The 25,206-nt window shown below is 71.2% G+C and carries 23 protein-coding genes and 1 pseudogene; 13 read left to right on the forward strand and 11 right to left on the reverse strand.

What is annotated here, in order from left to right:
• Positions 1-171: 171 nt before the first annotated feature.
• Positions 172-1,104: a hypothetical protein gene (locus tag ACIQOW_RS36665; protein WP_401092168.1), complete on the forward strand. Its 933-nt coding sequence runs from the start codon at positions 172-174 to the stop codon at positions 1,102-1,104.
• Positions 1,105-1,136: 32 nt separating this feature from the next.
• Here ACIQOW_RS36665 and ACIQOW_RS36670 read toward each other — a convergent pair whose 3' ends face one another.
• From ACIQOW_RS36670 to ACIQOW_RS36700, 7 genes are all read right to left on the reverse strand, one after another.
• Positions 1,137-2,180 (reverse strand): serine hydrolase domain-containing protein, encoded by a 1,044-nt coding sequence (locus ACIQOW_RS36670; RefSeq protein ID WP_401092169.1) that lies wholly within the window; start codon positions 2,178-2,180, stop codon positions 1,137-1,139.
• Between the two features lie 86 nt (positions 2,181-2,266).
• Entirely contained in the window at positions 2,267-3,382 is a 1,116-nt protein-coding gene (locus ACIQOW_RS36675; protein WP_401092170.1) for a glycosyltransferase family 4 protein, read from the reverse strand.
• Positions 3,379-3,915: a dCTP deaminase domain-containing protein gene (locus tag ACIQOW_RS36680; RefSeq protein ID WP_401092171.1), complete on the reverse strand. Its 537-nt coding sequence runs from the start codon at positions 3,913-3,915 to the stop codon at positions 3,379-3,381. The genes ACIQOW_RS36675 and ACIQOW_RS36680 overlap by 4 nt, the downstream gene beginning before the upstream one ends.
• The gene (gene dcd / locus ACIQOW_RS36685; RefSeq protein ID WP_401092172.1) at positions 3,912-4,451 is read right to left on the reverse strand and encodes a dCTP deaminase; all 540 of its coding nucleotides are present in this window, start codon (positions 4,449-4,451) and stop codon (positions 3,912-3,914) included. The genes ACIQOW_RS36680 and dcd overlap by 4 nt, the downstream gene beginning before the upstream one ends.
• Positions 4,448-5,686 (reverse strand): metallophosphoesterase, encoded by a 1,239-nt coding sequence (locus ACIQOW_RS36690; protein ID WP_401092173.1) that lies wholly within the window; start codon positions 5,684-5,686, stop codon positions 4,448-4,450. The genes dcd and ACIQOW_RS36690 overlap by 4 nt, the downstream gene beginning before the upstream one ends.
• The gene (locus tag ACIQOW_RS36695; RefSeq protein WP_401092174.1) at positions 5,683-6,996 is read right to left on the reverse strand and encodes a UDP-N-acetylglucosamine 1-carboxyvinyltransferase; all 1,314 of its coding nucleotides are present in this window, start codon (positions 6,994-6,996) and stop codon (positions 5,683-5,685) included. The genes ACIQOW_RS36690 and ACIQOW_RS36695 overlap by 4 nt, the downstream gene beginning before the upstream one ends.
• 247 nt (positions 6,997-7,243) lie before the next feature.
• The gene (locus ACIQOW_RS36700; protein WP_401092175.1) at positions 7,244-7,723 is read right to left on the reverse strand and encodes an ATP-binding protein; all 480 of its coding nucleotides are present in this window, start codon (positions 7,721-7,723) and stop codon (positions 7,244-7,246) included.
• Between the two features lie 275 nt (positions 7,724-7,998).
• Between ACIQOW_RS36700 and ACIQOW_RS36705 the strand changes: the two genes are divergently transcribed.
• Both ACIQOW_RS36705 and ACIQOW_RS36710 read left to right on the forward strand, forming a co-directional pair.
• Complete coding sequence (locus ACIQOW_RS36705; RefSeq protein WP_401092176.1) at positions 7,999-8,871, forward strand: helix-turn-helix transcriptional regulator; 873 nt, start codon at positions 7,999-8,001, stop codon at positions 8,869-8,871.
• Between the two features lie 2 nt (positions 8,872-8,873).
• Positions 8,874-9,104, forward strand: a complete 231-nt coding sequence (locus ACIQOW_RS36710) for a DUF397 domain-containing protein (protein WP_401092177.1) — start codon at positions 8,874-8,876, stop codon at positions 9,102-9,104.
• A 202-nt stretch (positions 9,105-9,306) separates the two neighbouring features.
• Here the strand turns inward: ACIQOW_RS36710 and ACIQOW_RS36715 are convergent, their stop codons facing one another.
• From ACIQOW_RS36715 to ACIQOW_RS36725, 3 genes are read right to left on the reverse strand one after another with little or no spacing between them, the layout of a single operon-like run.
• Positions 9,307-10,044, reverse strand: a complete 738-nt coding sequence (locus ACIQOW_RS36715) for a restriction endonuclease (RefSeq protein WP_401092178.1) — start codon at positions 10,042-10,044, stop codon at positions 9,307-9,309.
• Positions 10,045-10,075: 31 nt separating this feature from the next.
• Positions 10,076-10,756, reverse strand: coding sequence for a restriction endonuclease (locus ACIQOW_RS36720; RefSeq protein WP_401092179.1), 681 nt, complete (start codon positions 10,754-10,756; stop codon positions 10,076-10,078).
• The gene (locus tag ACIQOW_RS36725; protein ID WP_401092180.1) at positions 10,756-10,959 is read right to left on the reverse strand and encodes a hypothetical protein; all 204 of its coding nucleotides are present in this window, start codon (positions 10,957-10,959) and stop codon (positions 10,756-10,758) included. Before ACIQOW_RS36725 ends, ACIQOW_RS36720 begins: the two co-directional genes overlap by 1 nt.
• 521 nt (positions 10,960-11,480) lie before the next feature.
• Here ACIQOW_RS36725 and ACIQOW_RS36730 point away from each other — a divergent pair.
• The 8 genes and pseudogenes from ACIQOW_RS36730 to ACIQOW_RS36765 all read left to right on the forward strand — a co-directional run bounded on the left by ACIQOW_RS36730 (position 11,481) and on the right by ACIQOW_RS36765 (position 21,734).
• Positions 11,481-12,509, forward strand: coding sequence for a GIY-YIG nuclease family protein (locus ACIQOW_RS36730; protein ID WP_401092181.1), 1,029 nt, complete (start codon positions 11,481-11,483; stop codon positions 12,507-12,509).
• Positions 12,510-12,677: 168 nt separating this feature from the next.
• On the forward strand, positions 12,678-15,080 hold the full coding sequence (locus tag ACIQOW_RS36735) for a UvrD-helicase domain-containing protein (protein ID WP_401092182.1): 2,403 nt from the start codon (positions 12,678-12,680) through the stop codon (positions 15,078-15,080).
• A gap of 293 nt (positions 15,081-15,373) precedes the next feature.
• A complete protein-coding gene (locus tag ACIQOW_RS36740) occupies positions 15,374-16,015 on the forward strand; it encodes a hypothetical protein (RefSeq protein ID WP_401092183.1) in 642 nt (213 codons plus the stop codon).
• 37 nt (positions 16,016-16,052) lie between these two features.
• Positions 16,053-17,147, forward strand: coding sequence for a helix-turn-helix domain-containing protein (locus ACIQOW_RS36745; RefSeq protein ID WP_401092184.1), 1,095 nt, complete (start codon positions 16,053-16,055; stop codon positions 17,145-17,147).
• Between the two features lie 406 nt (positions 17,148-17,553).
• Positions 17,554-18,261: pseudogene (locus tag ACIQOW_RS36750) on the forward strand (ATP-binding protein); the annotation flags it as partial.
• A gap of 119 nt (positions 18,262-18,380) precedes the next feature.
• Positions 18,381-19,583, forward strand: coding sequence for a DNA-processing protein DprA (gene dprA / locus ACIQOW_RS36755; protein ID WP_401092185.1), 1,203 nt, complete (start codon positions 18,381-18,383; stop codon positions 19,581-19,583).
• Positions 19,584-20,157: 574 nt separating this feature from the next.
• Entirely contained in the window at positions 20,158-20,967 is an 810-nt protein-coding gene (gene whiG, locus ACIQOW_RS36760) for an RNA polymerase sigma factor WhiG (RefSeq protein WP_188301743.1), read from the forward strand.
• Positions 20,968-21,149: 182 nt separating this feature from the next.
• Positions 21,150-21,734 (forward strand): TetR/AcrR family transcriptional regulator, encoded by a 585-nt coding sequence (locus ACIQOW_RS36765; protein ID WP_401092206.1) that lies wholly within the window; start codon positions 21,150-21,152, stop codon positions 21,732-21,734.
• A 69-nt stretch (positions 21,735-21,803) separates the two neighbouring features.
• Here the strand turns inward: ACIQOW_RS36765 and ACIQOW_RS36770 are convergent, their stop codons facing one another.
• A complete protein-coding gene (locus tag ACIQOW_RS36770; protein WP_401092186.1) occupies positions 21,804-22,220 on the reverse strand; it encodes a M23 family metallopeptidase in 417 nt (138 codons plus the stop codon).
• Positions 22,221-23,140: 920 nt separating this feature from the next.
• On the opposite strand from ACIQOW_RS36770, the gene rpsB reads away from it, so the two are divergent.
• Together rpsB and tsf are read left to right on the forward strand one after the other, a co-directional pair.
• Positions 23,141-24,064 (forward strand): 30S ribosomal protein S2, encoded by a 924-nt coding sequence (gene rpsB / locus ACIQOW_RS36775; RefSeq protein WP_401092187.1) that lies wholly within the window; start codon positions 23,141-23,143, stop codon positions 24,062-24,064.
• A 129-nt stretch (positions 24,065-24,193) separates the two neighbouring features.
• Positions 24,194-25,033: a translation elongation factor Ts gene (gene tsf / locus ACIQOW_RS36780; protein ID WP_401092188.1), complete on the forward strand. Its 840-nt coding sequence runs from the start codon at positions 24,194-24,196 to the stop codon at positions 25,031-25,033.
• Positions 25,034-25,206 lie beyond the last annotated feature (173 nt).

A 25,206-nucleotide genomic window follows, 5' to 3' on the forward strand; every position in this document is an offset into this window, starting at 1 on the left:
TACCCACCCTGGAAGGCAGTGCTGTCAGAGTGATCCGTGCGGGTGCACAGCTCCGAGGGCGGTCGTCGCTGGCAACCTCGCCGGGCCCGCATCCTCGAATGCTGTGATCCGCTACGAAGCCAGCGAGCTTTCGTGGCATGCTCTGGCCACCGATGCGTTCTGAGGGGGGCCATGGCGATCGTCGTTGTTCGATCCGCGCGGGAGATACAAGCCGAAGCCGCTGGCCTCGAGGCTGCCTTGCAGTCGATGGGCGCTGAGGAGGCGGACCTCTCCCGAACTGCTGAGGCGTTGCGGGCGTTCTGGCGGGCGCGGCTCCCGCACTCCCTGTGGGTCTGGGCTATGCGGCTTGCGTACCTGGCCGGGATGGTGGTGCCTCTCGTGGCCACCATCAAGGACCATCCGTCCGCTGGTGTGCCCGCGCTCCAGGCAGTCCTGCGGCTCGCAGCCCTGTGGGGTGGAGGCGTCGTCGTCGTCGCCATCACCGTCAGGCTGTTCCGGCCGCTCAGCAGGGCCTACAACGACCTTGCTGATGTCGAACGCTACGAGCTGATCCGCTGGGCCAGTCTCGTGGTCACCTCCTGCGGACATGCCTTCAGCGTCTCTCCCATCGAGCGAGTCACGTACCTGCGCTGGATCAGTTACCAGTGCGCCGGCGTCGAACGAGGGTTGCGGCGGGCACATCGAACCACTCGGCATACTCGGCTCTTCTCACCGCGCCGGAAGGAGATCCGCGCGCACGCGGCTCGTGTGATCGGCTCGCTGCGGCAGGCGGAGGCCAAGCTGGACCAGGACCCCGAGAGCGCGCTGCGCGAGTTGGCGGTCATGGTCGTGACCATCTCCGAGAACTACGCGGCCGGAAAGTACGTGGCCCTGCTTCCCGAGGACAAGCTCGCGCAGGGACGGCCCGCACGGGACTGGGAGCGCGTCTGGTTCCTCGGAGCCTGGCTCCTGTCGTTGGGGCTCGCGTGGGCAGTCTCCCAGCTCAGCCTTCCAAGCGCTGTCGGCGCACCCCTCTCCCTGCTGGCCGTGGCGTCTCCCTTCATCGCCCGCTGGGGAGTCGAAGGCGGGTTCAGCCGCTTCGCGCTGACGAGAGGATCGCAGTAGCCGAGTAGCGCACCCGCGTTCACCTGGAGTTCTCAGCTGAACGCCAGTTCCCGGAAGGCGTTGCGGATGTCGGTGAGGGGCTGCCGGTCGCGGGTGAGGAACAGCTTGTTGGTCAGGAGCACGGCCCAGGTTCCTCGTTTGGGTGAGATCCACATGGCGGTGCCGGTGAAGCCGTAGTGCACCCAGGTGTGCTCAGCCGGGGCGGTGCCGGGAGCGGGGTGCCAGAACAGGCCGCGTACGGGCTCCAGCTGACCGGTGTGGACGGCCAGGGATTCCTCGGTCCAGGCGGGGCCGAAGCCGGGCTGCACGGGTGCGGTGACCGGGTCGAGCATGTACCGCAGGAAGCGGGCCAGGTCGTCCAGGGCGGAGAAGACGCCGGCGATTCCGCACACGCCGCCGAGGAGGCGGGCGGAGAAGTCGTGGGCAGTGCCCTGCAGGTGGGTGCCGGTGTCCTGGTCGAGTTCGGTCGGGGCACAGCGGGCGGCCTGGTCGGCGGCCAGCGGGCCGAAGCGGGTGGCGTGCATCTCGAGTGGACGCCAGATCCGCTCGGTGGCGAGCCTGTCGAGCGGCTGGCCGGAGAGGTGTTCGGCGAGGTAGCCGAGGATGAGGGCGGCCCGGTCGGTGTACTCGACGGCCTCGCCCGGCGGGCGGTGCAGGGCCTCGTGCAGGACCCCGGTGCGGACGGCGGCCGGGTCGGTGCCGTAGAGGTTCTTCAGCTGGGCCCGCAGCGGCACACCGGCGGTGTGGGTCAGCAGGCTCCGGGCGTTCACCTGGCCGAGGGGGCGGCCGGTGACCTCGGGCCAGAAGCCGCCGAGCGGCTGGTCGAGCGGGAGCCGGCCGTCCTCCCACAGCGCGCCGATGGTGGACCAGACGGCGAGGATCTTGGTGAGGCTGGCGACGTCGAAGACGGTGTCCAGGTGCATCAGAGTGTTTGGCTGGTCGGGGTCGAGGACGCCGACGGTGCCGCTGGCCCGGGTTCCGGCCGCGTCGCCGACGGCCCACACGGCCCCGGGGTAGGCGTGCTCGCGTACGCCGCCTGCCAGGAGCTGGTGGATGCGGTCGGTGCTGGGTGTCATCGTCTCCCCGATTCACTGTGGACGTCCCCGCTCCGGCCAGCGTAGTGAGCTGGCCGGAGCGGGGCGGGCTTCGGCGCGAACCCCGGTCAGCTGAACTGCTTGCCGAGGTCGGTCAGGGCGGCCGCGGTGGTGCTGAGCGGGTAGCGGGCCGCGTTGGTCCGGCCGGCGTTTCGCAGCGCGGGCAGGAGGCTGGGCGAGGTCCGCAGCCGGTCCAGGTCGCGGGCGATGGCGGCGGTGTCGGTGAAGTCGGTGGCCAGCGCTGAGCCGCCGAGGGTTTCACGCAGGCCGGGGACTGGCTGGTAGAGGACGGGCAGGCCGCACGCTTGGGCTTCGAGGGCGACCAGGCCCATGGCCTCGAGCGTGGTGGACGGCATGACGAGCGCGTCGTGCTCGGTGAACGCCTGCCAGAGCTGGGGGCGGCGGAGCCAGCCGAGGTAGCGGGCGTGGATGCCGGCTTTCCGCAGCACGGGTTGGAGCGCGTTGAACTCCGCGCGCGGGGCGGCGACGCTCAGTTCGACCCCTCTCGCGGCGGTCAGGGCCTTGATGAGGACGTCGCCGCCCTTCTCGGCGGTGAGCCGACCGGCGTACAGCAGCCGCAGGTGGCTGGTCGTGGAGCGCTTCGGTGCGGCGGGCGGGGTGGTGAGGAGGTGGTCGGGGATGCCCCATGGGATGTGGTGGATCTTGTGGGTATCGGTCTGGGGTGCGAGGCGGATCAGGTGGTCGGCCATGGCGGGGGTGGGTGCCACGATGGCGTCGGCGAGGCGGGCGGTCTCGCGCAGCACCCGAAGCTGGTCGCGGTGCATCTCGGCGAACAGCAGGTCGGTGCCGTGGACCAGCGCGATCCGCGGGTGATGGGGCAGGGCCCGCATCAGGGCCGGGGTGGCGCCGAAGGCCAGGTGGTGAAGGTGCAGCACCCCGATCTGCTCCGGGGCCAGGGCATGCGCGAGGGCCTGTCCGAGCGCGGCGACGTACCGCCGGAAGGCGGGGCCTTCGAGGGTCTTGCCGGTGACGGCCAGCAGTTCGAGTCCGGCCGGGACTGCGGGTCGGCGCCCAGGCGGCTGGAGCATGAAGGCGCGGGCGGGGATGAGCGGGTCCTCGCCGGTGTAGAGGTCGCGGAAGAGCTCGACGCTGCCGCCGGGGCTGCCGGCCGGCAGGTCGAGGCAGGTCGCCACCAACGGCTGGCCGGGTCGTGGGAAGGTCATGCCGCACCTCCGGGAATCTCCTCGTAGAGGCGGGAGATGTCGATGCCGTCGGTGGCCGTGTACTTGAGGCCGAGCTGCTGGTAGCTGGCCGGGGCGCCGAAGGTCTGAAGGAAGATCAGCTTCCCGAACGTCATGCCGGGGTAGACCCGCACGCGCCTGGCGACGCGGATCTCCAGCGTCCAGCGGATCGCGTGGCCGGCGTGACCGAGCGGCGCGGAGACGTGGACCCAGATACCGAGCACGCCGGTGGTGCGGTCGCCGTTGAGCATCTGCGCGTACCGCTCGGAGCCGGTCCGCTCCAGCGTTACCCCGAGGTAGAGCACGCCCGGCTCCAGGACCATGCCGCCCGGCGGGATGACGGTCTCGGCGAAGGCGGTGGGTGCGGCGGCGTCCAGGTCGCCGTCGCACACCCGTAACGTCTCACCCAGGCGCCAGTCGTAGGCGTTGGGGGACAGCCGGGCCGGGTCGAAGGGCTCGATGGCGATCTCGCCCGCGGTGACGGCGGCGGCGATGGCACCTCCGGTAAGGATCATCGGGCCACCGCCTCGACGCCGGGCTGGTCGCGCCAGTAGCCGGAGGCCTGCGGGCCGAGCGCGGCCTGGTACTTGCCGCTGTACAGGTCGACCGGGCCGACGGAGACGAAGAACATGATCTGGCCGATCTTCATGCCCGGGTAGACCTTCAGCGGGCGGGTCGGGGAGAGCATGAGGGTCCACTGGCCGTGGAAGCCGATGTCGCCGATCGGGGCGGTGATCTCGACGAACAGGCCGAGCCTGCCCACGCTGGAGCGGCCGAACAGCAGGGGCACGAAGGTGTCGGAGCCGACCTCCTCCACGGTATGGCCGAGGTAGAGCTCACCGGGCTCAAGGACCAACCCGCCCGGACCGATCTCGATCTCCTGGGTGGGGTTGGGGTGGTGGGCGTCGATGACGTCGCCCGTGTAGGTCATCAGCGTCCGGCCGAGGCGGACGTTGTAGCTGTTGGGGTTGACCTGGTCGGGCTCGAACGGGGCGATCCGCAACCTGCCGTCGCGGACGGCGGCGGTGATCTCCGGTCCGGTGAGGATCATTCGGCTTCTCCTTCGACGCGGGTGGGCGGGATTTCGGCGAGGACGTGCCGGACGGCCTGGCCGAGCTGGAGCCCGGCTTCGTCCGCGCGGCCGGCCAGGAAGGTCTCGGCGAGGTAATCGGTGGTCAGCACGCTGCGGACGCCGGGCGGCAGCGGATCGGGGGCCACCACCAGCGGCCCGGCCCGTTCGGTGAGGTGGGCCAGCAGACCGGGCAGGTCCCCGGAGACGGCTTCGGGCAGGGCCGCGTGGACCAGCTGGTTGCCGAACGGCTCGATGGCCAGCAGGTCGGCCAGGTGCAGCACCTCGCCGAGCGCGGTGGGCCGAAGCGCGGTCTCGTTGAGGATCACGGCTTCGGCGCCCAGACCGGTGTGCAACCGGGCCGCGGCAGCCTCCAGCAGGTCGCGCCGGTCGGGCACCGTGTGCTGCCAGCGGCGGGCGACGGGCCCGAGCGGCGCGGCCAGCCGGGCCCTGATCGCCTCGATCGCCTCGCCGATCGCCTCCAGCTCGGCGGGGAGCGTGGCCGTGTCGGGGAAGCGGCAGGTGCGGGCTGCCCAGCCTGAGCCGACGGGCTCGGCGAGCGCATACCCGGCGCCGAGTTCGGCGCCCTTGACGACCAGGGTGGTGCCGACCGGCTCGGGCGCGTAGTGGTCGCTGTGGCAGTGCCCGGCGAAGACGATGTCCAGGAACGGGCACTCACTGGCCAGCTCCCGGTCCTCTTCGAAGCCGGAGTGGGACAGCAGGATCCAGGTGTCCACCTCGTGGTGGTGGGCCAGCAGCAGCTCGCGCAGGGCCCGCACCGGGTCCATGGCGCGGTGTCCGGCGCGCTGGTCGAGCGGGATGGCGCTGAACGCCTGCGGGTTGATGACGGCGGTGACCGCCACCTTCCGGCCGCCGATCTCCACCAGGTGCAGAGGGCGGAAGAGCGGGCGGCCTGTGGCCTCGGCGACGGCGTTCGCGCAGACCGTCAGCTCGTGCAGGCCAGGCTCGAAGTGGTGGCTCCAGCCGTGGTTGCCGGGCGCGATCACGTCGTAGAGCGACAGCAGGATCTGCCGTTCGATCCCGCCGCGGCCGAGGCGGTAGAAGCCGGTGCCCTCGAAGAAGTCCCCGCAGTCCACCACCAGCGACCGCCCGCGCTCCGCGTGGAGCTGGGTGAGCATCCCCGCGCTGTGGGCGAGGTTGGAGTGGACGTCGGTGGTGGCGACGATCCGATCCAGCGTCCGCGTGGCCGGGGTCATCGGGTGACCTCGGTGATGTCGGCGCCGAGGGTGCGGAGTTTGGCGGGCAGGTCGGCGTGGCCGCGCTGAAGCTGGTCCAGGCCGGTGACGGTGGTGGTGCCCCGCGCGGTCAGTCCCGCGATCAGCAGCGCGGTGCCGGTGCGGATGTCTGTGGCCTGTACGGCGGCGCCAGTCAGCCGCTGGGGGCCGGTCAGCCGACACTGGGTGGGCGAGATCTCCTCGATCTGGGCACCGAGCGTGCGGAGCTGGGGGATCAGGTTGCCGTGCCGGCCGGGGTTGATGGCGTCGGCGAACAGGTGGGTGCCGGGCAGGCCGAGGGCGAGTGCCATCAGGGCGGGCTCGAAGTCGGCGTCCAGGCCGCCCGGGGCGAGCGAGGCGATGGCGAACAGTGGTGTGCCGCTCGCGGTGCCCCCGCCGGGCAGGACCAGGGCTTCGGGCTCGGCCAGGGCGGGGATGCCCAGCCAGTTCAGGGCCTCGGTGACGGGGACGGTGTCCTGGCCGCGCACGCCTTCGATCCGGCCGCTTCCGCCAGTCGCGGCGATAGCGCAGGCCAGTGTCCCGGCCTCGATCTTGTCGCCGGGCACCGCCCAGGTCAGGGTCGCCTGGTCGGCGAGGGCCGGTGGCTCGACGGCGAGGGTGTCCTCTCCGAGGTTTGCCCGCCATCCGGCCTGGCGCAGGCAGTCCAGCACGCCGGTGAACTCCGGGGACAGGTTGGGGTTGCCCAGCAGCAGCCGGTGGCCGCCGACCACGGCGCGGAGCACGGCCACGACGCTTGCGCCCCGGGAGCGGAACGGCAGGTCGATCACCACCTGTCCGGGGCCGTCGGGGGAGGATGTGACCTGGTAGCCGGCGTCGTCGACTTCGACCTTGTCGCCGAAGGCCGCGTAGACCTTGAAGTGCTGGTCCATGCCGCGCTCGCCGATCTGGCAGCCGCCGGGCCACGGCAGCCGGGCCTGTCCGCAGGCGGCCAGCAGGGCGGGCACCAGGTAGTAGGAGGCGCGGATGCGGGCGGCGTCCGGGAGCTCGGGCACCGGGATGCGGCTGTCCACCGGCATGAGGGCAACCGCCCGGGGGTCGGTGACGGGCCGGGCGAGGTGGCAGCCCGAGCGCTGAAGCAGGGTCAGCATCAGCTGCACGTCCGCGCTGTCGGGAACGTTGTCCAGGTGGACCGGGCGGCGGATCGCGGCGGCTGCTGCCAGCAGCGGCAGGGCGGCGTTCTTCGAGCCGTCCACCCGCACGAGGCCGGCCAGTGGGCGGCCGGGTCGGACGGTGACGGCCAGGCCGGTCACAGGGCTGGGGACGAGCGTCATGGAAGCCTCCACGGCAGTGGGCAGGACGGACGGTTGGTGCCGGTCAGCTGTGCTCGGGGCGGCCCGGCCGCCGACATCCGGTGTTCGCCGGGCGGCGGCCAGGCCGCGAAGGGCACCGCCCCGATCAGAAGGGGTGGGGCGGTGCCCGCCGCGCGTCGGTCCCGGGGTGCCGGGAGCGATGGCGCGGCCCGGCGCGAGGCGCACGTCCGGGGCGGACGGTGCGGCTTTCGCGCCGGAAGCGGCGGGGTCAGGCAGCCGCGAGGTCTTCGCGCGGCAGCGTGCAGGTGATCTGCTTGCCGACCGGTGTGGGCCTCACGGTCCAGCCCGGGGCGAGGACGTCGAGAATCCACAGCCCGCGGCCGGTCTCGGCATGCGCGTTGTCCGGCGGCTCGGCCTTCCGGTCTGGCATCGCTGACGGCACCGGGTCGTGGACCTGCACCAGGATCTGCTCGTCGGCGCTGGCGACCAGGACGATCACCGGGGCCCACGGGCCGCACAGCCGCACCGCGTTGCCGACCAGTTCGCTGGCCACCAGCCGGGCGGCCTCGGCGACCGGCTCGGCCGCCCCGGCCGAGGCCACGGCCTTGAAGACGCGCGAGCGCATCTCGCTGATGTGCTCGGCGCTGGCGTTCATGTGCAGCACGAAGCCGTCGGGGCGGGGTACCAGGAAGAAGCCGCATGCGGCCACTTCGGGTTCGTAACGAGGGCGGACCTGGTCTTCGTGCATGGCGGGCTCCCCAGTGGACAGAGCAAGCCGCCGGCCACGGACGTGGAGGAAGGCTCGCGCGAGGGTTCGGCAGGCACGTCGGCGTCGGGGCAGACGAAAGCCCCCGGCAGTCGGCGCAAGGCAGGCAGCGGCATATGACACGAAGTGCGACCGGAAGGTCACAGCTCGCCACCAGGAGTCAGCATGCCGCCGAACCCTGGGTCTGGGCAATATGCCTAAGACGAATTCCCTCGGATTGGTTGTCTTCCGTCTCGGGTGGGGTGGAGACTTGCGCCATGGCGAAGAGGAACCCGGCTCCGCAGTCCGTGTACCGCCGTCAGCTCGCCTCCCGACTCAAGGAGTTGAGGGACGCCAAGGAGCTGACGCTGAGCGAGGTCGCCGAGGTCGTGGAGGTCAACCAGAGCTCGCTCAGTCGGATCGAGAACGGCGACCGGGGCACCACCCCGGTACTGGTTAAGGCCCTGCTGGACTGCTACGAGGTGACCGACCCGGTGGAGCGGGAGGACATCCTCGACCTGGTCCGCGCTGACCAGGCCCAGCGCCAGCAGTGGTGGAAGAAGTACTCGGCGGTCATCAACACCACCCAGTACGGCGGCTACCTTGCGCTGGAGTCCAGCGCGACGAGCTTCCGCTCCTACGAGCCGCAGCTGATGCCCGGTCTGCTGCAGACCGCGGACTACGCGCGGCAGGTCATCACCGAGATGCGGGTGGACCTGACCGCCAAGCAGGTGGATGCCCTGGTGACCGTGCGGATGGAGCGTCAGGAGAAGGTGCTCGGCCGCGAGGACGCGCCGAAGCTCTGGGCGGTGATCGACGAGGCGGCCATACGGCGGATCGAGGGCAACCGGGCCGTCTTGAAGGGCGAGCTGGAGCACCTGTTGGATGTCGCGCCTCGCACGAACATCACGGTCCAGCTCCTACCGTTCTCCGCCGGCTTCCACCCCGGTCTGTACGGGTCGTTCATGCTCATGGGTTTCCCCGAGCCGAACCCGGACGTGGTGTGGGTGGAGAATCTGACCAACTCGGTGTACTTCGAGGGGTCTGAGGATGTGGAGCGCTACACCGAGGTCTTCGACCACCTGCGGGCCCGTGCCCTCGGCCCACCCGAGACCCGCAGCCAGATCAACAAGATCCTCAAGGAGCTGTAAGCGTGAGCACCACCAAGCCCGACCCCGTTGAGCTGGACTTCTCCGGCGTCACCTGGGAGAAGAGCCCGTTCAGCGGGGGCAACGACAACTGCGTGGAGTTCGGAGTGGTCGACGAGTTCATCGCGATCCGCGACTCCAAGCGGCCCGAGCAGACCCCGCTGGTCTACACCCGGGATGAGATCAAGGCGATGGTCGCGGGTGCGAAGGCCGGGGCCTTCGACCACCTGGCCTGACAGCGGCACAGGCCGCCTTGGCGGCCGGGCAACGAATGGCGGCCGGCCCCAGCGTTAGTGGGGCCGGCCGCCTTCGTCATCATCCCAGACCGCCCCGACAACGGTCGGCAGCGGCTGCGGGCCGGTGACACGACGGCCGGACAGGGCAGCGGCGCATGCGAAGTGGTGACGGCGTTCGATGAGTCCGCTGTTCGCTGCGGTCTCATCGGTCAGCGGGGTGACGCTTGGGCCGCCGGATCTCCTCGACGAGGTTCCACAGCAATCCGCTTCCGGCGGCCCATTCGGCCAGCAGTTGCCGACCGACCAGATGGACGCCGTAGGTCTTGCCCCACGGTATGGCCTTCGAGGAGAAGCGGCCGTTGGTGACGACCAGGGCGAACGTGGCCCCGTGGACCGGTTCGGCGGTGCCCTTGACCTGCTGAAGGTCCGGGGTCCCGACCGCCTTGCCGTTGGCTCCGTCACGCCGGTGCTTGCACTGGACCACCCACACGCGGCCGTCCGGATCCACGGCCCGCACGTCGCAGGCGTTGTCACCGGCGCCGCCGACCCGCTCGGCGGTGAAACCGTCGCGGCGCATCAGGTCCCGCACGGCGTACTCGAAGCCCCGGTGGTGGAAGGAGTCGATCTGCTCGGGGGAAAACCGCAACCCGTTGCGGCGCACGTCCTCCTCCCACTCCTTGCGCCAGTTGCGGCGGGAGCCCCACCAGGCGAGGAGGCAGCAGCCGATCACGAGGGCCATCTTGATCACCCAGTGGTGCTTGTCCAGCCAGGCGCCCAGGAGAAGGTTCCCGATGAAGAAGAGCACCCAGAAGACGCCCTGGGCGGCCAGGAGCGCCTCCTCCTGCCACCGCCACGGCGCCCTCGGCATCGGGGCGTGCCCGGACGAGGGCGTCGCCTCGTTGGCGAGATGGTCTTCCAGCACGTCCTCCAGCGGCGTCATGCCACCTCCTTCTCGTCCTCGTGTCCGGTTCTCACGCCGCAGCCCTGAGCCGGCCGCGCCTGGCAGTTCGCAGGGGCAGACGGAGGAGGTCGGGCAGCGCCACTCCGCCCTCGGCCCAACGTCGAAGAGCATCCCGGTCGACCCAGTGCACGGCGTGCTTGTCGCCCCACGCCTTCGCGTCGCGGGTGAAGGAGCCGTTGGTGACCACCACCGCGACCTCGGCATGGTGCACGGGCCCGGCGGTGCCCTTGACCTGGTACATCACCTGCGAGCCGACCTTGCCGCCGACCTTGGTGTGCTTGGCCTGTACAACGATCCGGCCTCGCAGCCGGTCCTCGCCGATGACGTCGGCGGCCTGGTCGCCCTGCTGGCCGACCTGCCGGGCCGGGATACCGTCGCGGATGAGCAGGTCGCGCAGGGCGAACTCGAACTGCTTGTCGTCCATGGCGTCGAGCTGCGCGAGGCTGAGCCGAAACGTGGCGAGCCGCTGCTGCCGGGCCGCCTCGCCAGCGCGTCGAAGCCACCACCAGGCAGCCAGGCCGGCCGCAGCGAGCCCGGCCACGGCCACGAGCACGGGCAGCCCGGTGGTGAACGCCCACCGCAGGCCGTCGAGTGCCCAGGACAGGACCACGAGCGCGATGACGGCGGCGGCGACGCGCTCGGCTGTCGTGCGGGGCAGCCGCAGCCCGAGGTGCCGCAGCTTCCGGCGCATCAGTGGCCCGCCGCCGGAGCGGAGGCCGGAGCGGTGCTGCCCGGGTTCGTGTTGGTGGTCGTCGTGCTGCCGCCGCCCTGTCCGTACAGCCACACACCGCCGACGACGAGCGCGGCGATGAGCCAGCCGCTGGTCTTCTTCATCCTCGGGCGCGGCTTGCGCCGGATATGACCGCGCACGTAGGTGTATCCCTCGGGTGCCATGAGCTTTCCCTCCCCTGACCGGCGGACCGCGTGATATGGCTCCGTCCTTGGGAAGTTGTGTAGCAGCGGCGGCCGACAATTCCTGACGGATGATCAACAATGATCTTGTTGTGCGGTACGAACCGGCCATCGGCGCGACCGTCTCTCCCAGGAGGCCGGAACGGCAGCAGTCGGGGGGCTGACCGGTGCAAACGGTGCAGTGTGCTCGCACCGGACTGTTCCGTGCGGCGCGGTGGCCAGAGGTTGGGCGGAAGGCCGAGCAAGGCACTGTAGCCCCGGAGTGCTGGCACAACGCACCCGAGCGGTATCACGGGGTAGTCGGAACACCCTCCTGCGACAGATGGCGCGTTCATGTCGGCGTGCGCTGGTGCGCGTACGGCCCATGGCTCTGCCGCACGGGCGCCGACGTGTCGGTGTGTCACCGTCAGCTGCTAGAACGGGCACCTCCCGCGCTCCGCCCGCCTCGGTGGTGGCGGTCTGCTTCCGCGACAGGAAGGACGTCCTTGCCCACCCGCAGTCGTATGCCCTCTCAGCGCAAGAGCCCGGACCGGCCCACCCACGGGTCGATCTACACCCTCACCGACCCGCGTGATCACCGCGTGCGCTACGTCGGCCAGACGGAGAAGAGCCTGCAGACCCGGCTGGCCGGCCATCTCAACCAGCCGACCAACCCGGGCATGCGGCTGTGGACACTGATCCTCATGGCCCAGGGCCTCACGCCGGTCATCACCGAGGTGGACCGCGTGCGGACGCAGGACCTGCTCACCGTCGAGCAGGAGTACATCGAGTCCTACGCGGCCGGCGGCCACCTGCTGAACTCCCCGCACCATGAGCGGCACCTGCCCGACCTTGGCGCGCAGTACAAGGCCCTGTTCGTCGCCGCGGCCACCGAAGAGGACGAGGCCGGCGACAGCGGGCCCCAGCCTGTCCCGCCGATCGTCATCACGGTCCCAGGCCCCCCGCCCAGGGCTAGGGAGACGGAGGAGGAGACCTGGGTCCGCCACGAACACGCTCACTACTACTCGTTCAGCCTGGGCGGCGCCTCCTCGCGTCACCGGCCGCTGTCCATGCTGCGGCGGGGTCTGGGCTACCGCTGGTCATGGGCGCGGCGCTTGCGGTTCAAGCTCAAGCAGGCCGCCCGGCACCACCCCTGGCACCTCGTCGTGGGAGCGGCCGCCGGTGTCCTCGCAGTCTGGAAGGTCGCGCAGAGCCAGGCCGCGGGCGAACTCGCGCACTGGGGCCAGGAGCTGATCACCGGCGCCGTGTGGCCGGTGATAGCGACTGTGGACCACCCGGTCCGCCGGTTCATCCTCGCCCACGCCCAGACAGTTCCCGCCGGGGCTGCGACCTTGCGGGGCCTGTGGTGGGCGGCCGGAGCGGTGATCCTGTTCACCAACCTGCTGAGTGGCGCCTGGAGCCGCCGACTCGCCTGGACGGCCTACGGGGCCGCCACCGTCGCGATGGTCTGGTACGGATCCCAGCCGTCCGACCGCCCGGTCACCTGCGGCCTCACCGGCCTGCTGTGGGTACTCGCCTTCGCCTTCGTCTGACCGTCGCACACCGCTCCTTCCGGTCGTCCGGCACCCCGCCGGCCGCACGGAGAGCAGTGCCGGGGGATGTGATCCGCACCGGCGAGCCTTGACGGAAAGTGACTGGTCGGGGCAGCCTCGGTGATCGCGGCAGATGAAGCCGCACGCCAGGGGAGGAACAACGTGGCCATGGAGCCGACCGAGGAACAGCAGGCGGCGCGAGAGGTGTTCGCCTCGGGCCGGGACCTGGCGCTGGTCGCCGGGGCCGGGACGGGCAAGACCTCCACTCTGATGCTGATGGGCGCCGCCACCCGCAGGCGCGGCCTGTACATGGCGTTCAACCGGTCGATCGCGGACGACGCCCGCAAGCGCTTCGGGTCCAACGTGGAGTGCCGCACCTCGCACTCGCTGGCGTTCAAGGCGGTGGGTAGGAACTATCGCCAGCGGTTGGAAGCCTCCGCGCGGATCCCGGCGAAGGAGACCGCCCGGCTGCTTGGCATCGAGCGCGACCTGGTCGTGAACGCCGTCAAGGTCAAGGTCAACCACCAGGCGCGGCTGGTGATGGGCATGCTCCGCAAGTTCTGCTACACCACCGACCTGCAGGTGATGGCCCGCCACATGGAGCGCCTCAACGGCCTGGACATGCAGGGGCAGGACTACGTTGCCCGGGTGCTGCTGCCGTACGCGGTCAAGGCGTGGGAGGACATCCAGTCCACGACGGGAAGGCTGCGGTTCGAACACGACTTCTACATGAAGATGTGGGCGCTGAACCGGCCCGTCCTGGACGCGGACTTCGTCCTGCTGGACGAGGCCCAGGACACCAACCCCGTTCTGGAGGAGGTGTTCCTCGCCCAGAACGCCCAGCGGATCTGCGTCGGCGACCCCGCCCAGCAGATTTACGCCTGGCGCTCCGCCAAGGACGTGATGACGGGCTTTCCCGCCGAGCACCTCCACCTCACGCAGTCGTTCCGCTTCGGCCCCCGGATCGCCGAGCAGGCCAACCGGTGGCTGGGGCACGCCGAGTCGCAGATGCGGCTGACCGGCTCCGGACCGGAAGACTCCCGCATCGGCCCGGCCGCCGAGCCCGACGCGGTGCTGTGCCGGGGCAACGCGGACGCGCTCCAGGAGGTCCTGGCCTACCTGGAGCGCGGGGTGCCGGTGGCCCTGGCGGGCGGCGGCAGCGCGCTCCAGCGGATCGCCACCGCCGCCCAGGAGCTCAAGGCCGGCCGGCGCACCAGCCACCCGGAGCTGTTCCTCTTCAGCTCCTGGGGCGAGGTGCAGGAGTACGCCGAGCAGGACAAGGCCGCCCAGGACCTGAAGGCGATCGTCCAGCTCGTCGACGCCTACGGCCCCGAGACGATCCTGAAGGCCGTGGACCGGCTGACACCGGAGGAGAGCGCGAAGGTCACGGTCTCCACCGTGCACAAGGCCAAGGGCCGCGAGTGGGGATGCGTGCGCATCGGCGACGGCTTCTCGGCCCCGCCGGTCACCGAGGAGGGCCGGCAGATGCCGATGCGCTCCGACGAGGCGCGGCTGGTCTACGTGGCCGTCACCCGCGCCCGCCGCCAGCTCGATGCCCGCGGAATCTCCTGGGTGGACGCCTACGAGAAGGCAATCGCGCACGAGGAGAAGAACGGCACCATCGCGGGGGTGCCGCTGATCGCGCTGCCCCTGACCGGGCAACTGCGCTACACCACCTCGCCGATGTCGCGGTTCATGGCCGAACACCTGCCCAGCAGCGGCGCACTGGTCCACGACTACCTACGCCGCAGTGCCGGCCTGCCGCACCCCGTCCAGCCCATCGACGTCCAGCACCCCGACTGGTCGGCCCTCGGACACGCCGTCGACTACCGCCTGCGACTCTCCCTCGGCCGTCTGCTCGGCGGGGCCGTCACCCTCGGCATCCACGCCATCGGCTCCGACCGTTTCATTCCCGGGGCGCCCGCCTCCAGCGCCCGCGCGGCCCTGTACCAGGCAGGCCGACAGCTCCTGGCGGCCGTGGACGACCACCTGGCCGGCCCCGGACGGCTACACGAGGAAGCCGTGAGCCGCATGTGCTTTGTCGCCGCGCACTTCGAGGACGTCTTCCGCTCCGGGCAGGTGCGGCGGTTCAGCCCGCTTGCCACCGCCAGTGGGACAACGACGCTCGGTCAGCTGTGCGCGGCCGTACCGGAGTACGTCGTCGAGGACCTCGCCCGGCAGATGGAACTCGCCGACGGGCCGTTCAGGGAGTTCCGCGCACTGGCGCCCGAGTCCCGGATCTGCGGCCCCGACTTCGCGGGCAGCGCGGACATCGGCGGCGCCGACGCCGACTTCATCCTCGGCGGACTGCTGCTGGACTGCAAGGCCACCACCCGCCCCCAGCGGCTCGGCCAGGACGAGGTCTACCAGCTCGCCGGCTACCTCCTCCTGGACTACGACGACCGCTACCGCATCGACCGCCTCGGCCTGTACCTCTCCCGCCAGGGCCACCTCGTCGCCTGGGACGTGAACGAGTTCTTGACGCGCCTGGGTGCCACCGCGCCGCTGGCAGGGCTACGGGACAGGCTCCGTAGGCATCTGCGGTCCCACTCCCGCTCCATGCCGGTCTGACCTGCCGCGGTTGCCCCTCGGGGAGGAGGAAACGACCGCCGGGTACCCGACCCAGTCCGATTTTGCGGCGTCCGGCGACCTGCCTACCTTCCCGCGCGGCCGTCGGCGACGGGGCGGGGATCCGCTGCGACACGCCGAACGACCACCACCGCCACGGGTTCCTCTGGCATGCCTAAATGGGCTGCGAGCTGGGATGACAGATACGAACTGGTGTGCGATGATGACCAGGGTTTCATAAACCGGCCCTCAGATGAGGTATGGTTTATGAAACCTACGGTTGTCTGGAGGGGTCCTTGCAGAACCTCAGTGCTGAGTGGCGCGAGGAGCGGCTCGCCGAGCTCGATTTCACGGTCGACCTGTTCCATGAGGCGTTCGACGCGGCCAGCGCCGAGGCCCGTCGTTGCACCGACTTCGACGCGCCGGCGATGCGGGGCACCACCTTCTGGAGCCGCACCAACCGCTTCATCGGCGAGAAGAAGGAGAAGGAGAAGACGGGATGGGAGTACACGACGCGGGACAGCATCCTGCGCACGATCCACCCGTCCCGGAGCCACGCGGTCACTGCGGTCAGCGCGGCGGGCGGGGTCGGTGACCTCGACGCCAAGGTGCGCTCGAGGAACCCGAAGGGGCCGAAGATGGCTCGCATCGTGGAGCTCAACGGGCAGTTCGCCTTCATGACCCGCGACGCGATCAAATACGGCCGGGAGCTCGACGACATCCCGACCTGGTGCCTGCTCTACAAGTGGGAGAAGGACAGGCTCCTGGCCGAGCTGTCCATGCCGATCAAGATGAACGGCAAGTTCGTCGACGAGTGGCTGGAGCGCATCCCGCTGGACCTGCCCGACCTGGGCGCGATCGGCGTGGACGTCAACCTGCTCGACGACCCCGGGGACGATGGTGGCACCGAGGTCATCGTGGAGCTGCTGGGGGGCTGACGGGCATTACGTAGGTACGACATGGGAGCTGAGGAAAGTGTTCACCCCTGAACGGCTGGTTCTCGCGCGCAAGCGCCGGCGGTTGACGCTGGCGGCCTTGGCACGGGAGTCGGGAGTCTCGCCGCAGAGCATCACCGCGTTCGAGAACCACCGCAAGCCGCCCTCGGAGGAGTCACTTTCCTCGCTCGCCAAAGCCCTGCGCTACCCCGTGTCGTTCTTCGAGGCTTCCGTGCCGGGGGAGATGCTCCCCGACATGGTCAGCTTCCGGGCACCGTCGAAGATGAGCGCCCTGGAGCGGGACAGTGCACTGAGTTCGGGGACGGTGGCGGCCACACTGAACACGTGGCTGGAGGAACGTTTCAAGCTGCCGAAACCCAACGTGCCGACGTACCCGCACCTAGGGCCGGAGGAAGCCGCCGAACAACTCAGGGCGCACTGGGGGCTGGGCGAGGACCCGGTGCCGAACCTGGTGCACCTGCTGGAGGCCAACGGCGTGCGGGTGTTCTCCCTGGCCCCGGACTGCCTGGACGCGGACGCCTTCTCCACCATCAAGTCCGGAACGCCGTTCGTGTTCCTGAACACCCGTAAGACCGGTGAGCGTGGGCGCTTCGACGCCGCGCACGAGCTCGGGCACCTCGCCCTGCACTGCGAGCACCGCATCCCGCACGGGCGTGACTCTGAGGGCGAGGCGAACGACTTCGCCTCCGCCTTCCTGATGCCCAAGGCCGGGATCACCGCGCAGAGGCTGACCAACGCCTCGGTGGAGCGAATTCTGAGCGCCAAGCGTCGCTGGGGCGTGTCCGCGATGGCGCTGACGTACCGGTTGCGCAAGCTGGACCTGCTGTCGGAGTGGCGCTACAACCAGGCGATGAAGCAGTTGGCGAGCATGGGCTACCGCACCTCTGAGCCCGGGTCGTCCATGGTCCGGGAGAGCAGCCAGCTGCTGGCCAAGGTCTTCGATGCCTTGCGCAAGCCGCCGCTGTCGATGTCCCCGGCTGACGTGGCCACGCAGATGAACATCTTCCCCGAAGAGCTGAACGACTACGTCTTCGGCCTCGTGCCCATCGCCGTCGAGGGCGGCGGCGAGCAGTCCGCGCCGGTACGGCCCGGCCTGCGGCTCGTGCACGGCTGACGAACACCTGCGGTCAAGGTCCCGGTTGTGCGGAGCCGGCGTTGCGGATGCGCTCTCGACCGGCGGCTCCGCACCACCACCCCGGTCACGGCGCGTGTCCTGGTGGTGGCTCATGACGAGGCCGCGTGCGACGAGTAGCGAGAGAACAGGTCGACCGGGAGGCGCGCGGGCCGGGGCTGACGTGGGGTTCGCCGCGCTCATCATGCTCTACGGCGAGCGGCACCTGTATTACGCGTGTGCTCGCCCTTGAGGGGCAGCCAAGGCTGATGCCGGAAGGTGATGTCAGTCACACAGGGCCCCCGAGGAGATGTCTCATCGAACAGCCCTCTCAATGACTCCGAGAGAGCGCCGTGACTTGGCCTGCCAGTGAGCTGATGTCTCATGAGACATACCGACTGTGGAGAAGGCCACGATGCCCGCGATCGTCGGCGGCGGCAGCGGTCTGCCGAGACCGGGGGCGGTCTCGCTGGCCCACCGGGGTGTGCTGTTCCTGGACGAGGCGCCCGAGTTCCCCGTCCGGGTGCTCGACGCACTGCGCCAGCCGTTGGAGTCGGGTGAGGTGGTGATCGCCCGCTCGGCCGGATCGATGCGACTCCCGGCCCGCTTCCTGCTCTGCCTGGCGGCCAATCCCTGTCCGTGCGGCCGGTACTCGCGGCGGGGCGAGGGCTGCGAGTGCACCCCGGCCATGGTCAGCCGCTACCAGGGGCGGCTGTCCGGGCCGTTGCTGGACCGGGTCGACCTCCAGGTCCAGGTGGCTCCGGTGACCAGGGCCGAGCTCATGGAGCGGGACGCCTCGGCGGAGACCACCGAGACCGTCGCGGCCCGGGTGCTGGCCGCACGGGAACGGGCGGCGGCCCGCCTGGCGAGCACTCCGTGGCGGACCAACGCGGAGGTGCCGGGCCACGAACTGCGCACCCGCTGGCACCTCGCGTCCGGCGCACTCAACGACGCCGCACGGCAGTTGGAGCGAGGGCTGCTGACCGCCCGCGGCCTGGACCGGGTGCTCCGGGTCGCCTGGACGGTCGCCGACCTCGCCGGACGCGACCGGCCGGACCAGCGGGACGTGCGTACCGCCCTGGTCCTGCGCACGGGTGTGGAGCACGGACTGCCGCTGGCCGAACGGGTCTTCGGCCGGCTCGGCGGAATCCCGGCGCAGCGCGGCAGTCCGGGCGGTGGTCGGTCCGGGAAGCGCGAGCCGCGTGAGGAGCATCCGGAGAACAAGGAGGGTGAGGCATGAACCAGCCGCTGAGGCACGCTCGAATTTCCGGCCCGGCCGAGGCCGTCCCCGGTTCCGGAGTCGGAGCCGGAGCCGGGCCCGATCCCGAGCGCCTCGCCCGGGTGCTGCTCGGCAGGCTCAGCGAACCGGGGGACGCGGTGGTCGGCCGGTGGCTCGGCCAACTCCCCGCCGTCGACGTGGTCCAGGCGATCCGGGACGGAACCGTGCCCGACCACCCCGGACTGGACGCCATGCGACTGGCCGGGTACCAGGCGCGGCTCCCGGGGCTGGACCCGCAGATGGACCTGAAACGGGTACAGGACGTCGGTGGACGGTTCATCATTCCGGGGGACACGGAGTGGCCCAGCCAACTCGACGACCTGGGCGACGGACGTCCGATCGGGCTCTGGGTGACGGGCACCGGATCGCTGCGGCTGCTCGCGCTCCGCTCGGTCGCGATGGTGGGCTCCCGTGCCTGCACTGCCTACGGCGCCCACGTCGCCGGCGAACTGGCGGCCCAGCTGGCCGAGCGCGGTTGGGTGGTGATCTCCGGTGCCGCCTACGGGATCGACGCGGCCGCGCACCGTGGAGCACTCGCCGTCGGCGGGATGACCGCGGCCGTGCTCGCCTGCGGGGTCGACGTGGCCTATCCCAAGGGCAACGCCGAACTGATCCGCCGGATCGGCGTCCAGGGCCTGCTGATCAGTGAACTCCCGCCGGGGGAGCACCCGAACCGCTTCCGCTTCGTGCTCCGCAACCGGGTCATCGCGGCGCTCACCCGGGGCACGGTGGTGGTCGAGGCGGCGGTGCGCAGCGGCGCCCTGAGCACGGCCAGACGCGCGCGGGACCTCAATCGCCACACCATGGGAGTCGCGGGCCCGGTGACCTCGGCACTCTCCGCCGGAGTGCACGCCCTGATCCGCAGCGGCGGCGCCGTCCTGGTCACCGACGCGGCCGAGATCACCGAGCTGATCGGGGCCATCGGGGACGATCTGGCGCCTCAGCGCAGCGGTCCGGTACTCCCGCGCGACCTGCTGGAGCCGGCAGTGGCCCGGGTGCTGGAGGCCGTACCGGCGACGGCGGAGGGTGCCCCGGTCGAACGGTTGGCCCGCCAGTCCGGTCTCCCGCCGGATGAGGTCCTGCAACGGCTCTACGAGCTGGGTTCGCTCGGCTACGTGGAGCGGCACGGTGCGCACTGGCGCATGGTGCGGAGGAGGTGAGCGCCGGACCGGAGGACACCTTCGCGCCGAGGGAGCGTATGCCGGAGCCGCCCGGCCGACCTGCCGGTCCGGCTCCCCTGTTCGCTCCTCGATCCGATGTACGAACGCCACCGGATCGAGGGACGACCGGGTGGCGGTAGCGCTTTGCAGTGAGTCGGTCACGCTACGCTCCACATGCCTTCCCTATCAGCACATGACTCGGCAGAACGGCGCAGACCAACGCATGCCCACACACATTCCCGGACACAGAGTGACCGGTGGCGCTCGGTCCTCGGGAGGGCCGCGGACAGAGCGGCGCTCCGCGCCCGACGTCCCGTCCAAGTCGGCGGGGACGATGGGAGGCCTGTCTCGCCAGGGCGGCCGGCCGACGGTGGTGCCAGGCCAGCCCGCGGATGCGGTCCGAGGCGGTGAGCCGGTTGGTGGTGCCGGCACGGCAGGTGCCGCCGGCCCGCCCGCCGGCGCATCCCCCGGCGCGGTGGCCGCCGGCGCGCCCCGGCAGCCAGGCAGCGCGCAGGCCCGGAGCGCCGCCTCCCCGCCTTTCGCCTCGCCGCTGTCCCCGCCCCGCCGGCAGGGGGTGGCGGGCGGCGATCGGCGACAGGACACCCGGGATGCCGCGACACAGGGGCGAACGGCGCTCGAAGACCTCTGGCGCTCCTACAAGGAGAGCGGGGACCAGCGGCTGCGGGAGCAGCTGATCCTGCACTACTCACCGCTCGTCAAGTACGTGGCGGGGCGGGTCGGGGTCGGCCTGCCCTCCAACGTCGAACAGGCGGACTTCGTCTCCTCCGGGGTCTTCGGGCTGATCGACGCGATCGAGAAGTTCGACATCGACCGCGCCATCAAGTTCGAGACCTACGCGATCAGCCGCATCCGCGGCGCGATCATCGACGAGCTGCGCGCCCTGGACTGGATCCCGCGCTCGGTGCGGCAGAAGGCCAAGGCGGTCGAACGGACGTACGCGACCCTGGAGGCCCGGCTGCGCCGGACTCCGCACGAGCCCGAGGTCGCGGCCGAGATGGGCATCGCGATCGAGGACCTGCACGCCATCTTCAGCCAGTTGTCGCTCGCCAACGTGGTGGCCCTGGACGAGCTGCTCCACCCGGTGGGGGAGGGCGGCGACCGGCTGAGCCTGATGGACACCCTGGAGGACCACGGCGCGGACAATCCGGTCGAGGTGGCCGAGGACCGTGAGCTGCGCAGACTGCTGGCCCAGGCGGTCAACACCCTCCCCGAGCGGGAGAAGACGGTGGTGACGCTCTACTACTACGAGGGGCTCACCCTCGCCGAGATCGGACAGGTGCTGGGGGTGACGGAGAGTCGGGTGAGTCAGATCCACACCAAGTCCGTCCTCCAGCTGCGCGCCAAGCTGTCGGACATCCGATAGGGCGTCGGGTTCCGACGTCGGAACCGGGCCGTCGTAAGCCGGGCCGTCGTAGGCCGGGCCGTTGGAAACCGGGCCGTCGGGCGTCGGCCGTGGGCCCGCACCGCCTCCCGGTGCGCGGCGCCGTATCGGTCCAAGGTAGGGCTCCGTACAGTGGGAGCGTGCCGAAGATCCGAGCGGCCACGGTGGCCGAGCATCGCCAGCTCCAGCGAGCAGCCCTCCTCGACGCTGCCCGCACCCTGCTCACCGAGGGCGGTATGGAGGCCCTGACCTTCCCCGCACTCGCGGCGCGCACCGGGCTGGCGCGCTCCTCGGTCTACGAGTACTTCCGCTCCCGCGCCGCCGTGGTCGAGGCGCTCTGCGAGGTGGACTTCCCGCTCTGGGCGGCTGAGATCGAGGCCGGGATGGCGAGCTGCGACACCGCTGTCGAGCGGATCGAGGCCTACGTCCGGGGCCAGCTGGCGCTGGCCGCCGACCCCCGGCACCGCGCGGTCGTGGCGATCTCGGCGCTGGAACTCGACGAGGCCGCGCGCGAGCGGATCAGGGCGGCGCACGGCAGGCTGGCCGGCCTGGTCGGCCGAACGCTGGAGGACCTCGGCCACGAGCAGCCCCGGCTCGCCGCGACCCTGGTCCAGGGAATCGTGGAGGCGGCGACCCGTCGGGCCGAGCAGGCGCAGGCCGGCGGCCGCGGCGGTTGCGCGGCCGAGACCCCCGAGGAGATCGCCGACGCCGCCGTCGCGCTGGTGTTGCACGGGCTCGTCCGCTCCTGATCGGCCTCCGCCGGGAGCCCGGAGGGTGTGTGAAGGCGGGCGGGTGCGTGGAGTGCGCGCAGGCGTGCGCTACCCGCCCGTGCCGTCCAACGGCAGCAGTCGCGCGGTGCCCGCGCCGAACAAGGCCAGTGGGTCCAGGTAGCGGGCTCCGCGCAGCAGGCCCCAGTGCAGGCAGTCGCGTCCGGCGCAGTGCCGTCCGTCCGGGGCGAGCCGCCCGATCACCTGCCCGGCCGCCACCGAGGCGCCGACCGGGACGGTGCCGTTGACGGGCAGGTAGGTGGTCCGGAGCGGGGGAGAGCCCGAGCCCGGGTGGGAGACGGTCACCACGGGCCGTCCCGCCACCAGTCCGGAGAAGGTGACCACCCCGGGAGCGGCCGCCCGTACCTCCACTCCGGGCGCGGCGGCGAGATCCACGCCCCGGTGCCCGGCGGACCAGGCCTTCGCCGGCGGATCGAACCGCTCCAGCAACCCGGCGGGCCCGCCCACCGGCCAGGCCCGTCCACCACCCCGCCCGGTCCCGTCGTCAGGGCCCGAGGCGCCAGCCGCGCCGTCACCACCGGAAGCCCCCGAGGTACCCGAGGCACCCGAAGCCCCCGACAGCACGAGCGGCGCCGCCACCACCACGGCCAGCACCCCGCGCCTCCACCGCCCGCCCCGCACCACCCCGACCGCCCCGGCGGCCCTGCCCACCCTGCCCACCTCGCCCACCCCGTCCACTTCGCCCACTCCACCGAACCGTCGGCGACCAGCCATGCCCGCAGGCTCGCCGCCCCACCGCCCGCGCGCCACCCAGATCCGGATTCCTGTGGACAAACCGCCTCCACCCCGAACGCCGTCCCCCCGACGGGTGTACGAGCGCCGCCATCCGGGGTAGAGGCGGCATGCCGGCCACCGGCCCCGGGCAGGCACCCGGCAGCCCGCGCCCGCCCCCGGCAACCCCTCCGCGCAGCCCGTTCCAGACCCGCGCCCCCGCCGCGCACCCCACCCCCGTCCGAGCCCCGCGCCGCGAGCCCCCGACTCCGCCGCAGCCCCGCCGGAACCCGCCCGTCCAGGCCGTTTCCCAGGCTCTTCCCAGTTCCCCGGCGGGGCCCCGGTCGTCCGTGGAGTCGCCCGCCCCTCGGCGCTTCCCGTACACTTCACACGCGACCCGGTCTGCCGGGTCGACTTCGCACGCCCCGCCACCGGCGGTCGGACGCGGTTCGTCCGCGGCCCCGCCAGGTGCGAGTGCCGCTCGGTCCGCCGAGCCCGACCGGCCCCAGGCCGGGCGGGCGCAAGCGGCTCGGCACGTTCGGGGCGTCAGGCGTGGCTGTCACCTGGCCGCCACGGACAAACCGAGCCTGACCCGGCTGTGGGCTATCGCTGCGACGCAGTGCCGCTGCCGGGCCGCAACACCAAGGAGTACGGCAATGGCCGTCGTCACGATGCGGGAGCTGCTGGAGAGCGGCGTCCACTTCGGTCACCAGACCCGCCGCTGGAACCCGAAGATGAAGCGCTTCATCATCACGGAGCGCAACGGCATCTACATCATCGACCTCCTGCAGTCGCTGAACTACATCGACCGCGCCTTCGAGTTCATCAAGGAGACCGTTGCCCACGGCGGCAGCGTCCTCTTCGTCGGCACGAAGAAGCAGGCCCAGGAGGCCATCGCCGAGCAGGCCACCCGCGTGGGCATGCCCTACGTGAACCAGCGCTGGCTCGGCGGCATGCTGACCAACTTCTCGACCGTCTACAAGCGCCTTCAGCGTCTGAAGGAGCTCGGCGAGCTGGACTTCTCGGACGTGGCCGGTTCCGGCCTCACCAAGAAGGAGCTCCTGGTCCTCCAGCGCGAGCACGACAAGCTGGAGAAGACCCTCGGCGGTATCCGTGACATGCAGCGCGTCCCCAGCGCCGTGTGGATCGTGGACACCAAGAAGGAGCACATCGCGGTCGGCGAGGCCCGGAAGCTCAACATCCCGGTCGTCGCCATCCTGGACACCAACTGTGACCCGGACGAGGTCGACTACAAGATCCCGGGCAACGACGACGCGATCCGCTCCGTCACCCTGCTGACCCGCGTGATCGCCGACGCCGTGGCCGAGGGCCTGAAGTCCCGCGCCGGTGTCGCCAAGGGCGACGTCAAGGCCGAGCCGGGTGCCGACCAGCCGCTGGCCGACTGGGAGAAGGACATCCTCGAGGGCGAGAAGAAGGCCGAGGAAGCCCCCGCCGCCGACGCCGCCGTTGAGGCCCCCGCCGCCGAGTCCGCTGTCGAGGCCCCCGCCGCCGAGGCTGCCGCCACCGAGGCTCCGGCCGTCGAGGCCCCCGCCGCCGAGGCTCCGGCCGAGCAGGCCTGACGTACCAAGGGTGAGGGGCACCCGCCGGTACGAAACCGGCGGGTGCCCCTCTCTCCCGCGCCGGGACCGAACCACCGGTCCCGGCGCCACTCCACGCAGACACGCGAGACGCGAGAAGAGATTCACACCATGGCGAACTTCACCGCCGCGGACGTCAAGAAGCTCCGTGAGCTCACCGGCGCCGGCATGATGGACTGCAAGAAGGCCCTGGACGAGGCCGAGGGCAACGTCGAGAAGGCCGTCGAGCTCCTGCGCATCAAGGGCCAGAAGGGCGTTGCCAAGCGTGAGGGCCGCGACGCCTCCAACGGTGCCGTCGCCGCGCTGATCGCCGAGGACAAGAAGTCCGGTGTCCTGGTCGAGCTGAACTGCGAGACCGACTTCGTCGCCAAGGGCGAGAAGTTCGTCGAGGTCGCCGACACGATCGCCGCCCACGTCGCCAAGTCGGCCCCGGCCGACCTGGACGCCGCCCTGGCTTCCGAGATCGAGGCCGGCAAGACCGTCCAGCAGTTCGTCGACGAGGCCAACGCTTCGCTGGGCGAGAAGATCGTCCTCCGTCGCTTCGCCCAGTTCGACGGTGACGGCTTCGTCGCGGTCTACCTGCACAAGACCAGCCCTGACCTGCCGCCGGCCGTCGGCGTCCTGGTCGAGCTGGACAAGGAGAACGCCGAGGTCGCCAAGGACGTCGCGCAGCACATCGCCGCCTTCGCGCCGAAGTACCTGTCCCGCGAGGAGATCCCGGCCGAGGAGCTCGAGAACGAGCGCCGCGTCGCCGAGGCCACCGCCCGCGAGGAGGGCAAGCCGGAGGCCGCCCTGCCGAAGATCGTCGAGGGTCGCGTCACGGGCTTCGTGAAGGAGAACTCCGTCCTGGAGCAGGCCTTCGCGAAGGACAACAAGAAGACCGTCGCCAAGGTCCTCGCGGAGAATGGCGTCGCCCTCAAGCGCTTCGCCCGCTTCCGCGTCGGCGCCTGAGCCACGTTCCACCTGGTCCCCGGCCCCCTTACGCTGGGAACCGCCCCCGCCCGCTGACCGGGGCGGGAGGAACGCCGAACGGGCTCACCCCACGCCTACCGCCGACGGGCGGGCTCGCGTCGGCACCATGAACGACGAGGAGGCCATTGCCGTGCAGGACACCGAAACCGGTT

The organism is Kitasatospora sp. NPDC091335 (genome assembly GCF_044757205.1).
Lineage (GTDB): Bacteria > Actinomycetota > Actinomycetes > Streptomycetales > Streptomycetaceae > Kitasatospora.

Excerpts from the sequence above, each read along its gene's own strand:
- ACIQOW_RS36665 (WP_401092168.1), top strand. The coding sequence starts at position 172 with ATGGCGATCGTCGTTGTTCGATCCGCGCGGGAGATACAAGCCGAAGCC.
- ACIQOW_RS36670 (WP_401092169.1), bottom strand. The coding sequence starts at position 2,180 with ATGACACCCAGCACCGACCGCATCCACCAGCTCCTGGCAGGCGGCGTA.
- ACIQOW_RS36675 (WP_401092170.1), bottom strand. The coding sequence starts at position 3,382 with ATGACCTTCCCACGACCCGGCCAGCCGTTGGTGGCGACCTGCCTCGAC.
- ACIQOW_RS36680 (WP_401092171.1), bottom strand. The coding sequence starts at position 3,915 with ATGATCCTTACCGGAGGTGCCATCGCCGCCGCCGTCACCGCGGGCGAG.
- dcd (WP_401092172.1), bottom strand. The coding sequence starts at position 4,451 with ATGATCCTCACCGGACCGGAGATCACCGCCGCCGTCCGCGACGGCAGG.
- ACIQOW_RS36690 (WP_401092173.1), bottom strand. The coding sequence starts at position 5,686 with ATGACCCCGGCCACGCGGACGCTGGATCGGATCGTCGCCACCACCGAC.
- ACIQOW_RS36695 (WP_401092174.1), bottom strand. The coding sequence starts at position 6,996 with ATGACGCTCGTCCCCAGCCCTGTGACCGGCCTGGCCGTCACCGTCCGA.
- ACIQOW_RS36700 (WP_401092175.1), bottom strand. The coding sequence starts at position 7,723 with ATGCACGAAGACCAGGTCCGCCCTCGTTACGAACCCGAAGTGGCCGCA.
- ACIQOW_RS36705 (WP_401092176.1), top strand. The coding sequence starts at position 7,999 with ATGGCGAAGAGGAACCCGGCTCCGCAGTCCGTGTACCGCCGTCAGCTC.
- ACIQOW_RS36715 (WP_401092178.1), bottom strand. The coding sequence starts at position 10,044 with ATGACGCCGCTGGAGGACGTGCTGGAAGACCATCTCGCCAACGAGGCG.
- ACIQOW_RS36720 (WP_401092179.1), bottom strand. The coding sequence starts at position 10,756 with ATGCGCCGGAAGCTGCGGCACCTCGGGCTGCGGCTGCCCCGCACGACA.
- ACIQOW_RS36725 (WP_401092180.1), bottom strand. The coding sequence starts at position 10,959 with ATGGCACCCGAGGGATACACCTACGTGCGCGGTCATATCCGGCGCAAG.
- ACIQOW_RS36730 (WP_401092181.1), top strand. The coding sequence starts at position 11,481 with ATGCCCTCTCAGCGCAAGAGCCCGGACCGGCCCACCCACGGGTCGATC.
- ACIQOW_RS36735 (WP_401092182.1), top strand. The coding sequence starts at position 12,678 with ATGGAGCCGACCGAGGAACAGCAGGCGGCGCGAGAGGTGTTCGCCTCG.
- dprA (WP_401092185.1), top strand. The coding sequence starts at position 18,381 with ATGAACCAGCCGCTGAGGCACGCTCGAATTTCCGGCCCGGCCGAGGCC.
- rpsB (WP_401092187.1), top strand. The coding sequence starts at position 23,141 with ATGGCCGTCGTCACGATGCGGGAGCTGCTGGAGAGCGGCGTCCACTTC.
- tsf (WP_401092188.1), top strand. The coding sequence starts at position 24,194 with ATGGCGAACTTCACCGCCGCGGACGTCAAGAAGCTCCGTGAGCTCACC.